Source organism: Mycolicibacterium iranicum, from assembly GCF_014190915.1.
GTDB classification, from domain to species: Bacteria; Actinomycetota; Actinomycetes; order Mycobacteriales; family Mycobacteriaceae; genus Mycobacterium; species Mycobacterium iranicum_B.
Genome location: NZ_JACHVU010000002.1, coordinates 120067 through 132936, shown reverse-complemented (window position 1 = coordinate 132936; position 12870 = coordinate 120067). Strand labels below are relative to the sequence as shown.

General features: G+C 68.9%; 14 protein-coding genes and 2 riboswitches. Of the genes, 5 read left to right on the top strand and 9 right to left on the bottom strand.

The window, feature by feature from the left end:
- The first annotated feature begins 55 nt into the window (after nucleotides 1-55).
- Nucleotides 56-811, top strand: coding sequence for an SDR family oxidoreductase (locus FHR72_RS04455; protein WP_183466733.1), 756 nt, complete (start codon nucleotides 56-58; stop codon nucleotides 809-811).
- Between the two features lie 260 nt (nucleotides 812-1071).
- Here the strand turns inward: FHR72_RS04455 and FHR72_RS04450 are convergent, their stop codons facing one another.
- Together FHR72_RS04450 and FHR72_RS04445 are read right to left on the bottom strand one after the other, a co-directional pair.
- Nucleotides 1072-2370 (bottom strand): L,D-transpeptidase, encoded by a 1299-nt coding sequence (locus FHR72_RS04450; RefSeq protein ID WP_183466732.1) that lies wholly within the window; start codon nucleotides 2368-2370, stop codon nucleotides 1072-1074.
- 15 nt (nucleotides 2371-2385) lie between these two features.
- Complete coding sequence (locus tag FHR72_RS04445; protein WP_183466731.1) at nucleotides 2386-3435, bottom strand: UDP-N-acetylmuramate dehydrogenase; 1050 nt, start codon at nucleotides 3433-3435, stop codon at nucleotides 2386-2388.
- Nucleotides 3436-3461: 26 nt separating this feature from the next.
- Between FHR72_RS04445 and FHR72_RS04440 the strand changes: the two genes are divergently transcribed.
- Together FHR72_RS04440 and FHR72_RS04435 are read left to right on the top strand one after the other, a co-directional pair.
- On the top strand, nucleotides 3462-3983 hold the full coding sequence (locus tag FHR72_RS04440) for a DUF2505 domain-containing protein (protein WP_183466730.1): 522 nt from the start codon (nucleotides 3462-3464) through the stop codon (nucleotides 3981-3983).
- A gap of 21 nt (nucleotides 3984-4004) precedes the next feature.
- Nucleotides 4005-4790 (top strand): class I SAM-dependent methyltransferase, encoded by a 786-nt coding sequence (locus tag FHR72_RS04435; RefSeq protein WP_183466729.1) that lies wholly within the window; start codon nucleotides 4005-4007, stop codon nucleotides 4788-4790.
- A gap of 9 nt (nucleotides 4791-4799) precedes the next feature.
- On the opposite strand, the gene FHR72_RS04430 is transcribed toward FHR72_RS04435, so the two are convergent.
- Nucleotides 4800-6323, bottom strand: a complete 1524-nt coding sequence (locus FHR72_RS04430) for a high affinity choline transporter 1 (protein WP_183466728.1) — start codon at nucleotides 6321-6323, stop codon at nucleotides 4800-4802.
- Nucleotides 6324-6346: 23 nt separating this feature from the next.
- Nucleotides 6347-6453: riboswitch (guanidine-I (ykkC/yxkD leader) on the bottom strand.
- A 121-nt stretch (nucleotides 6454-6574) separates the two neighbouring features.
- Nucleotides 6575-6642: riboswitch (guanidine-III (ykkC-III) riboswitch) on the top strand.
- 11 nt (nucleotides 6643-6653) lie between these two features.
- On the opposite strand from FHR72_RS04430, the gene FHR72_RS04425 reads away from it, so the two are divergent.
- Together FHR72_RS04425 and FHR72_RS04420 are read left to right on the top strand one after the other, a co-directional pair.
- Nucleotides 6654-7820, top strand: a complete 1167-nt coding sequence (locus FHR72_RS04425; protein ID WP_183466727.1) for an agmatinase family protein — start codon at nucleotides 6654-6656, stop codon at nucleotides 7818-7820.
- 58 nt (nucleotides 7821-7878) lie between these two features.
- Nucleotides 7879-8751, top strand: a complete 873-nt coding sequence (locus FHR72_RS04420; protein ID WP_183466726.1) for an LmeA family phospholipid-binding protein — start codon at nucleotides 7879-7881, stop codon at nucleotides 8749-8751.
- A 3-nt stretch (nucleotides 8752-8754) separates the two neighbouring features.
- Here the strand turns inward: FHR72_RS04420 and deoC are convergent, their stop codons facing one another.
- The 6 genes from deoC to FHR72_RS04390 all read right to left on the bottom strand — a co-directional run bounded on the left by deoC (nucleotide 8755) and on the right by FHR72_RS04390 (nucleotide 12839).
- Nucleotides 8755-9429 (bottom strand): deoxyribose-phosphate aldolase, encoded by a 675-nt coding sequence (gene deoC / locus FHR72_RS04415; RefSeq protein WP_183466725.1) that lies wholly within the window; start codon nucleotides 9427-9429, stop codon nucleotides 8755-8757.
- Nucleotides 9429-9830 carry a DUF2599 domain-containing protein gene (locus FHR72_RS04410; protein WP_183466724.1) on the bottom strand — a complete coding sequence of 134 codons (402 nt, stop codon included), beginning with the start codon at nucleotides 9828-9830 and terminating at the stop codon, nucleotides 9429-9431. The genes deoC and FHR72_RS04410 overlap by 1 nt, the downstream gene beginning before the upstream one ends.
- The gene (locus FHR72_RS04405; RefSeq protein WP_183466723.1) at nucleotides 9830-10111 is read right to left on the bottom strand and encodes a DUF2516 family protein; all 282 of its coding nucleotides are present in this window, start codon (nucleotides 10109-10111) and stop codon (nucleotides 9830-9832) included. Before FHR72_RS04405 ends, FHR72_RS04410 begins: the two co-directional genes overlap by 1 nt.
- Nucleotides 10112-10206: 95 nt before the next feature.
- Complete coding sequence (locus FHR72_RS04400; RefSeq protein WP_183466722.1) at nucleotides 10207-10896, bottom strand: heparin-binding hemagglutinin; 690 nt, start codon at nucleotides 10894-10896, stop codon at nucleotides 10207-10209.
- Nucleotides 10889-11428 carry a helix-turn-helix domain-containing protein gene (locus FHR72_RS04395; RefSeq protein ID WP_183466721.1) on the bottom strand — a complete coding sequence of 180 codons (540 nt, stop codon included), beginning with the start codon at nucleotides 11426-11428 and terminating at the stop codon, nucleotides 10889-10891. The genes FHR72_RS04400 and FHR72_RS04395 overlap by 8 nt, the downstream gene beginning before the upstream one ends.
- 91 nt (nucleotides 11429-11519) lie before the next feature.
- Nucleotides 11520-12839, bottom strand: coding sequence for a DUF445 domain-containing protein (locus FHR72_RS04390; RefSeq protein ID WP_183466720.1), 1320 nt, complete (start codon nucleotides 12837-12839; stop codon nucleotides 11520-11522).
- Between the last annotated feature and the right edge of the window lie 31 nt (nucleotides 12840-12870).

Here is a 12870-nt window from a genome sequence, read left to right as displayed (position 1 = left end):
GCCAGACCGTTCCGGGACACGCCGACAACGTAGCACGGCGGTTAAGGTTGCGTACATGACGACGCCCCAAGACGCCCGCCGGGTCGCGGTGGTCACCGGAGCCAGCGCCGGAATCGGCGAGGCGACCGCGAGAACCCTTGCCGCACAGGGTTTCCATGTCATCTGCGTGGCTCGTCGCGAGGGTCCCATCACAGCGCTGGCCGCCGAGATCGACGGCACCGCGATTGTGGCGGACGTCACCGACTCGACCGCTGTGGCGGCCCTGGCGGGCCGGCTCGACCGGGTGGACGTGCTCGTCAACAACGCCGGCGGGGCCCGCGGGCTGGAGTCGATCGCCGAGGCCGACGTCGAGCACTGGCGGTGGATGTGGGAGGCGAATGTGCTGGGCACGCTGCACGCCACGCGCGCCCTGCTGCCCAAGTTGATCGACTCCGGCGACGGGCTGATCGTCACGGTGACCTCGATCGCCGCGGTGGAGATCTACGACAACGGCGGCGGCTACACCGCCGCCAAGCACGCCCAGGGGGTGCTGCACCGGACCCTGCGCAGCGAGCTGCTCGGAAAACCGGTGCGGCTCACCGAGGTTGCGCCCGGCATGGTCAAGACCGAGTTCTCGCTGAACCGGTTCGGCGGCGACGAGGAACGCGCCGACAAGGTCTACCAGGGGGTCACCCCACTGGTCGCCGAGGACATCGCCGAGGTGATCGGGTTCGTGGCGAGCCGTCCCGCCCACGTCGACCTGGATCTGATCGTGGTGCGTCCGCGGGATCAGGTCAGCGGCGCCAGCGGATCGCGCTTCCACCGCACCTAGATCGCCGCGGTTCTCAGCGAACTTTCAGCGAATCCACCGTCAATTTCTTGGCATCAGCCCCAGGGAATTCTTCGGTGCGCCCGTGAGGCTGGAGGCGTCCACTCACGCGCGACACGAGCGCACTTCAGAAGGCGAGGACTGCGATGATGTCTCTCACCCTGCCCGTTCTGGCGATCGACCCCGACCTGACCCTGGAGGCGATGGTCCTGGACGCCTTCTGGACCGGCGACGAGTAGGCCGGGGCGCGGCCCCGGACGGGCTCAGCCGCCCGGGCGGTCGCCGACGGGCTGCGGGGCGCCCGACGGCGTCGCCGGCGCGGTGCTCGGGATCCCGCCGGGGCCGGACTCCCCCGACAACGCCGACATCGACGTCCATTCGTCCCACGGCACCGCCCAGTCCCAGATGTCGCCGTCGGCGTAGGACAGGTCGATGCGGGTGCCGGTGACCTCGACCGGGTCGCCGTACATCGCCGTCCGGAAGTACTGCTCGGCGTCGGTGATCGACAGGTTGATGCACCCGTTGGTGACGTTGCTGTTGCCCTGGGCGCCCGAGCTGGCCGGGTTGGCGTGGATGAACTCGCCGTTGTTGGAGATCCGGACGGCGAACCGCTCGCGGACGTTCGCGTAGCCGGCGGCCGGGTTGGTCATGTAGAAGTCCTCGTACTTCTCGGTGACCACGTGGATGCCGCTGCGGGTGACGTTGCGGTCGAGGTCACCTTCGCCGTAGCTGCACGGGAAGTCCATGATCACCCCGGCGTCGGTGACGACCTGGATGCGGTGGCTCGACGCCTCGGCCTTGACCACCTGGAAGCGGCCGATGGAGAAGTCGAGCGTCGAATCGGCGGCCCCGTAGGCTCCGCCGCCGAAGGGGACGCCGTAGAGCTTCGCGTCGACGTGCACCGTGGTGCCCGTGGGGTAGTACTCCTTGGTCCGCCAGTGCATGCGCGAGCCGCCCGCCTCGTCGGGCAGCCAGGCCCAGCTGCCCTCGACCTCGGGTGTCGTGGTGACCGCGACGGCCTTCTCCACCTCGGCGCGGTCGGCGTCGGCGATCGCGGCGTCGAACTGCAGGATGATCGGGGCCGCGACGCCGACCGTCTGGCCGTCGGCCAGCTGGAACGTGCCGCTGACCTCGGTGGCGGGGGTGACGGTGGAGAACGAGCCGGACAGGGGCACGGACTTGCCGTCCTGCCCCACGGCCGACCCCGCCCACGTGTAGGTGGCGCCGTAGCCCAGCGGCTCGGTGATCCGGAACTCCGTGCGATCGCGGTTCAGCGAGCCTGCCACCGGCTTGCCTGCGGAGTTGGTCAGCGCGACCTTCTGCAACCAGCCGTCCTGCACCGTGACCGCGATACCGCCGGTGGGGACGACGTCGGTGGACGCGTCCGAGGGCTCGTAGGTGACCGTCGGCGCCTTGGGCGCGTCCTCGGCGGCATCGTCGCCTGCGGGCTTGCCGTCGGTCGACATGCAGGCCGCCAGAGCCCCCGGTGCGACGACGCCGACGGCGAACGCGGCGAGGGCACGCCGTCTCGTGATCGACGGCAGGGGATCAGCAGGGCTCACGTGAACCCACGGTACCTAGAGTTTGCAGCCGATCAGAACCGGCTCAGGTGTGAGCTCTATCCCGAAAGCGGCCCTGACCCCGTCGCGCACCGTCCTGGCCAGGGCGATCAGGTCGGCCGTCGTGGCGTTGCCGCGGTTGGTCAGGGCCAGCGCATGTTTGGTCGACAGCCGCGCGGGCGCTTCGTCATCCGGATAGCCCTTGCCGAATCCGGCCCGTTCCACCAGCCAGCCGGCGGCGAGCTTGACCCCGTCCTCGGCCGGGTAGCTCGGGACCGTCCCGTCCACCGATGCCGCCAGCCGGTCGAATTCGGCCTGCGACACCACCGGGTTGGTGAAGAACGAGCCCACACTCCAGGTGTCGTGGTCGGGTTCGTCGAGCACCATGCCCTTGCGCGCCCGCAGCCCCAACACCGCCGCGCGCACCGCGGCCGGGTCGGTGCGCTGCCCCGCCTCAGCCCCCAGTGCCGCGGTCAGCTCGCCGTAGCGCAGCGGGGCGCTGCGCCCGTCGGGGTCCAGCCCGAACTCGACCTCGAGCACCACCCAGGCCGATGAGTGCTTGAGAATGCTTGTGCGGTAGCCGAATCGGAGAAAATCCGGGGTGACCCAGGAGTCCTCGCCGGTGCGACGATCCAGCAGGCGGACACGGCGGAGGGTGTCGGCGACCTCGGCCCCGTAGGCGCCGACGTTCTGCACCGGCGTGGCCCCGGTCGAACCCGGGATGCCGGAGAGACATTCGAGGCCACCGAGACCGTGGTCGAGCGACGCGGCCACCACGTCGTCCCACACCGCGCCGGCCTCGGCGCGCAGCACGTCGCCCTGGACGGAGATCCCGGTGTTGGCCAGCCGCACGACGGTCAGCCCGGTCAGGTCGTCGGCGAGCACCACGTTGGAGCCGCCTGCCAGGATGAGCGCGTCCTCACCGGCGGCGCGCACAGCGTCGATGACCTGTTCGGTGCTGACGCAGGTGACGAGGCGGCGCGCGACCGGACCGACCCGCAGGGTGGTCAGCGGGGCCAGCGGCACATTCTCGGCAAACGGCACGCCGCCCAACAACGAAGTGCCCACGGCGGCTAACGGTAGCGTGGCCAGCTATGCCTCGTTCATTCGACATGGCCGCCGAGTACGGGGGCACGGTCGAGCAGGTGCACCGGGCCTTCGCCGACGAGCAGTACTGGCTGGTCCGCCTCGGTGACTCCGGAGCAGACCACGCGACGCTCGACGAGATGGACGTCGGCGACGACGGCGCCATCCGGGTCAGGACCACGCAGACGATGCGCGCCGACCGCCTGCCCGCCGTCGTGACGCAGTTCCACCGGGGCGACCTGAACTTCGTCCGCGAGGAGAGCTGGTCGCCGGTGGCCAACCGGCGCGCCACCGCGACGGTGCGCGGGTCGATCCCCGGGGCGCCCGCGCAGCTGACCGGCGAGGCCGTGCTGTCGTCGGTGGCCGACGCTCAGGGTGCGATGGGCGCCCGGATGACGTTCACCGCGACCGTGGAGGTGCGGGTACCCCTGGTGGGCGGCAAGATCGAGAACTTCATCGGCAGCCAGCTGGTGAATCTGATGATCGCCGAGCAGAAGTTCACCACGGTGTGGATCACTGAGAACGGCTGATCCAGTCTCTACCATCGACGCATGGGCGCCCCCCTCGGACAGGTGACACGGGGCACCACGGGCCACAACCGTCTGCGGCGCAGCGACCGATGGCTGGTGCACTCCTCGCGCGTGCGGACCGCGCTGCAGGCCTCCGACGATCCCCTCGTGGTCGATCTGGGCTACGGCGCGAAACCGGTCACGACCCTGGAGCTGGCGATGCGGTTGCGCGAGGTGCGCCGCGACGTGCGGGTGGTCGGCCTGGAGATCGAACCGGAACGCGTGCGCGCCGGGCAGGCCGCGGCGCTGCCCGGCGTCGAATTCGCGCTGGGCGGCTTCGAACTCGCCGGCCACCGGCCAGTCCTGGTGCGCGCGTTCAACGTTCTGCGGCAGTACCCGGTCGAAGCCGTGCAGGATGCGTGGACCGCGATGCAGCGGGGGGTGTCGGCGGGCGGGTTGGTCGTCGACGGCACCTGTGACGAGTTGGGCCGGTTGTGCTGCTGGGTGCTGCTCGATGCGACGGCGCCGGTGAGCCTGACGCTGGCCTGCGACCCGTTCGCGATCGAGCGCCCGTCCGACCTCGCCGAACGACTGCCGAAGGTGTTGATCCACCACAACGTGGAGGGCCAGCCGATCCACGCTTTGCTGCGCGCAGCCGACCGCGCCTGGGCCAGCGTGGCGGGCCACGGGGTGTTCGGCCCCCGCATCCGTTGGCGGGCCATGATGGAACTGCTTGTCGCCGAGGGATTCCCGGTGACCGCGCCACGCCGCAGTCTGCGTGACGGCATCCTGACGGTGCCCTGGGAGGCTGTCGCGCCCGTGGGGTGACGGCCCCCGCTACGTCGCCTTCGCCAATTCCGGTTCCTTCTCGGAGGCGTCGGGACCGTCGAGGGCGTCGTCGACGTCCTGGGCGACCCGGATGTCGAGACCGCGTAGGTGCGCCGGCCTGGTCGTCAACGCGACGGTCACGTAGGTGAGCAGGCCCGCGGCGAAGGCGATGAAGGTGGGCCACCCGTCGAAGGACGCGTCGATCAGGGTGTTGGGAATGTAGAGGATCGTGTTCTCGACGCCGAACATCGTGGGGGTCATCACGAACAGGCCGATCCGCACGACGAATCCGACCGAGATCGCCGCCACCGCCGCCGTCGTCGTGCCGCGTCGCCAGATCAGCCCGAGGATGAACGGGACGGCCAGGCACGCGAGCATCAGGTCGAATGCCAGCGTCAGCAGGATGCCCGTCTGCTGCACGTAGACCGCGAGCAGGATCGAGAACACCGTCATCGGCACCATCGCGATGCGGGTGGCCCGCAGCAGCGGGTCGCGCCGGCCCGGCGCCCGCACGCGCCGGACGCCACCGAGGTTGCGCACACACACATTCGAGATGGCCAGGATCGCGCCGTTGGCGGTCGACATCGACGCACCCACCAGGCCGCAGAGCACCAGCACGGTCAGGCCCGCGGGGGCGTACTGGTCGAGCAACACGAAAAGCACCGGGCCGTCGAGCTCTTCGGGCATGAAGGAATGCGCAGCCAGCACGACCAGGCCGAACGGCACACAGATGGCGACCGTGCCCGCGGCCGCGGTGAAGCACGCCCTGCGCGCCGCCTCGGGCGACTTCGCCGAGAACACACGCGCCATGAAGTCGATCGCGACGACGTCGCCGATGCCCAGCGCGATCAGTGTGGCCCAGTTGATGACCGCCCCCTGCGCGGGATCGGACAGCTGACCCAGGGCGAGTGGCCCTGTGCCCTCGGCGATGTCGAGACCGTGGGTGGCCGTCATCCAGAGGAACAGGCCGACCGCGCCGCCGAAGATGAGGGCCATCTGGATGATCGCGGTGTACGCGTCGGCGATGAGGCCACCGGTTCCGGTGTAGGCGACGGCGATTCCGGCGATCAACAACACACCCAGCCAGTAGGGCATGCCGAGGAAGTAGTTGAACAGGAGGCCCCCGGCGACGAGATTGCCCGCGACCAGCATGCAGAACGCCACCGCGAGCAGCACCGAGGCCCCGATTTCGACGGACCGTCCGAAGCGCAGGCGGTAGTAGTCGGGAAACGACGTCAACCCCATCCGGTTCATCGGCTTGGCGAAGAAGATGCCGGTGATCGTCAGACACAGTGCCAGGCCCAGGGGTAGCGCCGCGCCCGCCCAGAAGCCGAATTCGAAGGCCAGGTCGGTGTTCCCGAGCGTGGCGTTGGTGTCGACCGCTGCGCCCATCAGTGCCCCGCCGACCAACCAGAACGGCAACATCCGGCCGCCGACAAGGAAGTTCGAGCTGTCGCCCTCGATCCGCCGGGACACCGCGAAACCGACCGCCACGACCACGGCGATGCTGATCGCCACACCGAGAAGAATCATCAGGAGTCTCCCTAGAACGTGGAGTCTCCCGGGTTTTTGTCCCGCCGTGGAACGGTCATGCGTCTACGCCTGCCGCCTGCGTCTCTCGGACCAGACCCGGTCACCCGGCGGAACCCTAGACGCGCCCCACACTCGTCTGCGTGAGTCCAGATCAGAAAACGCCCACAGTGTTTCGTGGTGTCGTGCCGCAGGTAAACGCTGCGTTTCCTCCAGCGTTGGACAGGAATTCGCGAACGTGCTGACAATGACCACAGGCGCCGGGCAACCCGGCGCCCCGGACGAGGTGTGCCGTACCCGGTCAGCGACAAGACGGCGCGTTGAGGAGAACCCGTGTCCGAACCATCTGATCTCCCCGACCGCCCGGATCCGTTGCTGCCCAACGCCGAAGGCGCGTGGGCCCAGCAGGTCGAGGCGCGCCTCGGGGATCGCAGACTGCGCGAGGAGATCGACCGCGGCCTGAGCTACGGGCTCGAAGCGGCCCCGACGATCAACGACAGAACCATCTCGACATTCGTGCGCGGCGAGAAGCCCCACTTCGCCGGCGAGCGTGGCACGTTCCTGAAGTGTCCGTTCATCGAGGACGTGAACGAGGTCGACGACGCCGAGGTCGCCATCTTCGGCGTCCCCCTCGACGCCGGCGCCACCTACCGGCCCGGCACGCGGTTCGGGCCGCAGGGCATCCGCCGGTCGACCAACCTGTTCGGCACCTACAACTACGAGTCCGGCGTGGATCTGCGTGAGCAGCTCAACATGGTCGACATCGGCGACGTGTTCACGATCCCGGGCAACCTGGAGAAGTCGTTCGACCAGATCAGCACCGCGATGGGCCACGTCGCCCAGAAAGGCGTCATGCCGATCGTCCTCGGTGGCGACCATTCGATCGGGTTCCCGACGATCCGCGGGCTGGCGCCGTACCTGGACGGCGACATCGGCATCATCCATTTCGACCGTCACGTCGACACCCAGGAGACCGACCTCGACGAGCGGATGCACACCACGCCGTGGTTCCACGCCACCAACATCAAGAACGCACCCGCCACGAACCTCGTGCAGATCGGGATCGGGGGCTGGCAGAGCCCGCGGGAGGGCGTGAAGGTGGGCCGCGATCGAAAGTCGACGGTCATCACGGTCGGCGACGTCGAGCGGGTGGGCGTCGAAAAGATCGCCGAGATCGCGCTCGAAGTCGCCTGGAAGGGCGCCAAGGCGGTCTATCTGTCGTTCGACATCGACGTCATCGACGCCGGCTTCGTCCCGGGCACCGGCTGGCCCGAGCCCGGTGGACTGCTCCCGCGCGAGGCGCTGAACCTGGTGAAGATGGTGTCCGAGCCCGGCCTGGCCGGCATCGAGGTCGTCGAATGTTCACCGCCCTACGACTGGGCCGAACAGACCGCATTGATGAGCTCGCGGGTGATCCTCGACAGCCTGGCCGCCCAGGTGCGCTCCGGCAAGCTCGGCAAGAAGGCGGCCAAAGCCGACCGGCCGGCGTGGGGTCCGTAGCCGTGCGCGGGCGCAACCGCTCAGGGTCGGCTCACCCCGGTAAGGCAGAATCGCTGGGGTGACTGATCCCTGGTCCCGTCCGCCGCAGCAGCCCGGGCCACCGCCGCCACAGTTTCCGCAGGACCCCGCCTACTCGTCTGCACCCCAGGCGACCGATGCGCACCCTGAGGAGGGCTCGTCGTTGCCGGCGAAACTGAAGCGGATCTTCAGCGACCCGATCTCGATCGTGCTGGTCGTGGTCATCGTGCTGGCCCTGGTGTTCGCGGGCCTGCTCGGAGGCGAGCTGTACGCGCGCAACCGGGCCGACACCGTGGTCGCCGGCACCGTCGAGTGCGTGGTGCAGGACGACGCCACCGCCTCGTTCGGCGTGATGCCGCCCTTCCTTCTGCAGCACGTGTCCGGCCACTACACGAACATCACGATCGAGACCGCGGGCAATCAGATCCGCGATGCCAAGGGCATGAAGGTCACCCTGGACATCAGCGATGTGCGCCTCGAGGACTCCGCCGACTCGAGCGGGTCCATCGGTTCGCTGGTCGCCAACATCGACTGGAGCGCCGACGGCATCAAGGAGACGATCCAGGGCGCGATCCCGCTGGTCGGTAGCTTCGTCACGGGCGTGACCACCAACCCGTCCGACGGCACGATCGAACTGGAGGGCGCGCTGGGCAGCATCACCGCCCGGCCCGAGGTCGTCGACGGCGGCATCTCCCTGCAGGTCGAACAGGTCACGGGGCTGGGCTTCACGCTCCCACGCGAGGCGGTGCAGCCCGCGCTGGACGCGTTCACCGCGGAGTTGACCCAGAACTACCCGATGGACATCCACGCCGATTCCATCCAGGTCACCGACGACGGCGTGAAGAGCCAGTTCTCGACCAGCAACGCGTCGATCCCGAAGCAGCAGCAGGACCCCTGCTTCAGCGGACTGTAGAGCTCAGAACCCGTCGAGAACGGCGCGGGTGCCCGACAGCCCCAACCGGGTGGCGCCCGCGTCGAGCATCGCGGCGGCATCCGCGGCGGAACGGATCCCGCCGCTGGCCTTCACCCCGAGGCGGCCGCCGACCGCGCCGGCCATCACCTCGACGGCCCGCACCGAGGCTCCCCCGCTGGGGTGGAACCCGGTGGACGTCTTGACGAAGTCCGCGCCCGCCTCCTCGGCGGTCCGGCAGACGTCGACCAGGATCGGCTCGCCGCCGCACTGCAGCAGCGCCGCCGATTCGACGATCACCTTCAGGATCGCTTGCGGCGCAGCCTGACGCACCGCGTCGACGTCCGCGCGAACCACGTGCAGGGCACCGGCCAGCGCCGCGCCGACGTCGATCACCATGTCGATCTCGGTCGCACCCGCGTGCACGGCAAGCCGGGCCTCCTGGGCCTTGATCGCCGAAACATGCTTGCCCGACGGGAATCCGACGACCGAGGCGATGGTGCGCCGGGTCTCGTCCAGCGCGGCCGCCGCGGCGACCATCGTCGGCGACACACACACCGCGAAGACGTCGAGCTCGGCGGCTTCCTTCAGCAACGCGGCGACGTCGGCTTCGGTGGCCTCGGGTTTGAGCAGCGTGTGATCGACGAGCGCGGCGACCTGCGCTCGTGTGTAGGAACTCATCAGAAGGGCTCTTCGGTTCCGCCCGGATTGCAGCCGTCGGCGATCATTTCGTCGTAGCTGACCTCGGGACGCCAGGGCTCGAGGTTCCAGCTGACCTTGCCCGGCTCGACGAATTCGGCGAAGTTCCAGTGGCACAGGAACTGCTCGCGCATGCCCGGGATCGCGGCGTCCGGCGACAACGCAAGCACCTCCGACCAGGCTTCGTCGGCGAGGGGTTCGGTGCCGGCGTGGCCCGAGGACGCACGCGCCGATGCCGTCGGGTAGACGCGCAGGCTCGAAAGATCGCCCCACTTCGCCCATTCGACGTGGTCGACGTACGGCGGGCCGGACGGGCTCGCCGCGGCAGGCGGCGCCAGCGCGACCGCACCGGCCAGGGCGAGGACGGCGACGACGGTGCGCACTAGCGCGACTTCCCTTGGATCTCAAGGATCTTGGGCCGGACGTCCACGAGATAAACGCCTGCCGCGACGGCGGCGATGGCGACACCGGTGATGCCCAGCACGAGCGCCAGCAGCACGCCGACCCCGAGAATCACCAGCCAGACCGGCTTGGTGAGCTTGTCGGCAGCGGTGTAGGCATCGGGCCGCTGCATGGCGGCGTGGACGAACGCGTACACGGCCGCCACCAGAACGGCGACCTGCAACGCAAAGAGGACGTAACCCACCAGGCCTTCAAGCTCCACGCTCGACAGCCTATGCGGGTTACGTCCCCAGGGTCTAACTTCACCGCTCGCGGTGGCGACGACTTTCACCCGCGTCGCAGGTGATGTCGCGTTGCTTACTTCTGGGTGACCTTCTTGGCCGGCGCCTTCTTGGCGGGGGCCTTCTTGGCCGGCGCGCTGGCCGCAGCCTTGGCCGGGGTGGCGGCGGTGGCCTTGGCGGGCGCCTTCTTGGCCGGGGCCTTCTTGGCCGGGGCCTTCTCGGCGGGAGCCTTCTCGGCGGCCTTCTTGACCGGGGCGGCAGCCTGCTCGGTCCGCTTGGGCAGCTCGACACCCACCAGCTTGGCGGCACGCTCGCCGACCGCGCGGGTCTGCGAGGCGACGTTGCCCAGCGCCTCCTGGGTCAGCTCGACGGCCTGGTCGGTGTACACCTCGACACGGCTGGCGGCCTCTTCGAGAGCGGGCTGGCTGCGCAGACGCTCCAGAGCGGCCTCGCCACGCTCGATGAGCTTGGTGTAGGTGGTCTGGGCGGCCTCGGCGTAGCCCTCGGCGAACTTGCGCAGTTCCTCGGAGCTCAGGCGGTCGCGCAGGTCACCGAACTGGTTCGGCAGGTCTTCCTGCAGCCGGGCGACGCGGGCGCGGCTCTCTTCGACGCGGGTCTCGGCGTCGCTGCGGGCATCGCCGGCACGCTCACGCAGCGTCGCGACGATCTCGTTGACGCGCTCGAGGGCCAGGTCGGCAGCACCCACAGCGGCGAGCAGCGGGGCCTTCAGGTCGTCGACGTCGAGCTGGTTCTTGTTGTCAGCCATGGTTGTTTCCTTCCTTTTCAGGATTCAGTTCTGCGATGGATTGGGGTGTTCGGGAAATCTGGAGGGGACTCTTGTGGTTTTCAGTCGCGGGCTCCTCGTCTGCGTCGCTGACACTGGCACCGGGTACGTCCTGCGCGAGGTTCGCCTCGGCCAAGGCGGCCTCGTTTTGCGCACAGAACGAGGTGTAGATGTCGAGCAGCACCTGCTTCTGCCGCTCGGTGATCGCCGTGTCGGTGACGATGGCGTCGCGAACCTCACTGGCCTCGGTGGGCTCGAGGATGCCTGCCTGGATGTAGAGCACCTCGGCGGACACCCGCAGTGCTTTGGCGATCTGATTGAGCACGTCCGCGGATGGCTTCCGCAGACCCCTCTCGATCTGGCTGAGGTACGGGTTGGAGACGCCCGCCTTCTCGGCCAGTTGTCGAACCGACACCTGCGCGGCTTCGCGCTGAGAGCGGATGAACGAACCGATGTCCTGTGCAGCGCTGGACACGACAGCGGCAAGATTCTCATCCTGCGGCGGCGGTGGCATGACTGCTCCCTCGTTGCGGTGGTTGTTCGTGTACCGACAAAACCACCGTACGACGGAGTGCTAACTATTGCAAGCACCCCGCTAGCGCAGGTCAGAACAGTAGCTGTGCCACGGTGTAGATCACCAGGCCCGCCAGCGAGCCGACGACCGTGCCGTTGATCCGGATGAACTGCAGGTCACGGCCCACATGCAACTCGATGCGCCGGCTCGCCTCGTCGGCGTCCCAGCGCTCGATGGTGTCGGTGATGATCGTTGTGATCTCCGCCCCATACTCGGCGACCAGGTGCTGGGCACCGCGCACGATCCAGTTGTCCACCTTGAGCCGCAGATCGGCGTCGTCGCGCAGCGACTCACCGATGCGCACCACGGTGTCGGCGATGCGGGCCCGCAGGGTCGAGGACGGGTCGTCCACCGACTCCAGGATGATCCGCTTGGCGGCGGCCCACGCGGTCTCGGCGGCGCGGGTCACCTCGTCGCGGGCCATGATCTGTTCCTTGACGTTCTCGGCCTTCTGGATGGTCGCGTCGTCGTTCTGCAGATCGTCGGCGAACTCGAACAGGAACCGGGTCGCCGACCGGCGCAATTCGTGGTCCGGGTTGCGCCGCACCTTGTCGGTGAAGTCCATCAGCTCCCGGTGGATGCGATCGCCCACGAGGTGATCGACCCAGCGCGGCGACCACTGCGGCGAATCCCGCTCGATGACCCGTTCGATGATCTCGCTGGCGTCCAGCGACCACTGGAACGCACGATCGGCCAGCAGCTGCAGGAGCGCCTCCTGGCGTCCCTCGTCCAACAGGGAGGTCAGAACCCTCCCGATCGGCGGGCCCCACTGCGGTTCGGCGACCCGCTTGACGATCATCCGGTCGAGGACCTGCTGGACGTCGTCGTCGCGCAACATCTCGACCAGCACGCGCAACACCGTCGACACCTCGGCCGCCACCCGCTCGGCGTTGACCGGCTCGGCGAGCCACTTGCCGGTGCGGCTGGCGACGTCGGCGTCGCGCAACTTCGTCTCGACGTTCTCCGGGGAGAGGAAGTTCTCCCGGACGAAGCTGCCGAGACCCTCACCGAGCTGGTCTTTCTTACGTTTGATGATGGCGGTGTGCGGGATCGGGATGCCCAGGGGGTGCTTGAACAGCGCCGTGACCGCGAACCAGTCGGCGAGCGCACCGACCATGCCGGCCTCAGCGGCGGCGCGGAGGTAACCGACCCACGGGGCGGCGCCCTGGGACTGCGCCCAGGTGCAGAGCAGGAAGATCACCGTCGCGCCGAGCAGGAAGCTCAGCGCGACGGTTTTCATCCGCCGGAGAGCGCGCCGCCGTTCGGCGTCGGCCGCGGAGTCGACGCCCGCGAGCTTCTCGGCAAAGCTGAGCCGCTCGCGGGGCGTCACGACATCAGATCGGTGTGCCACACGTCCATCATCCGCTACCGACGGGGATGCG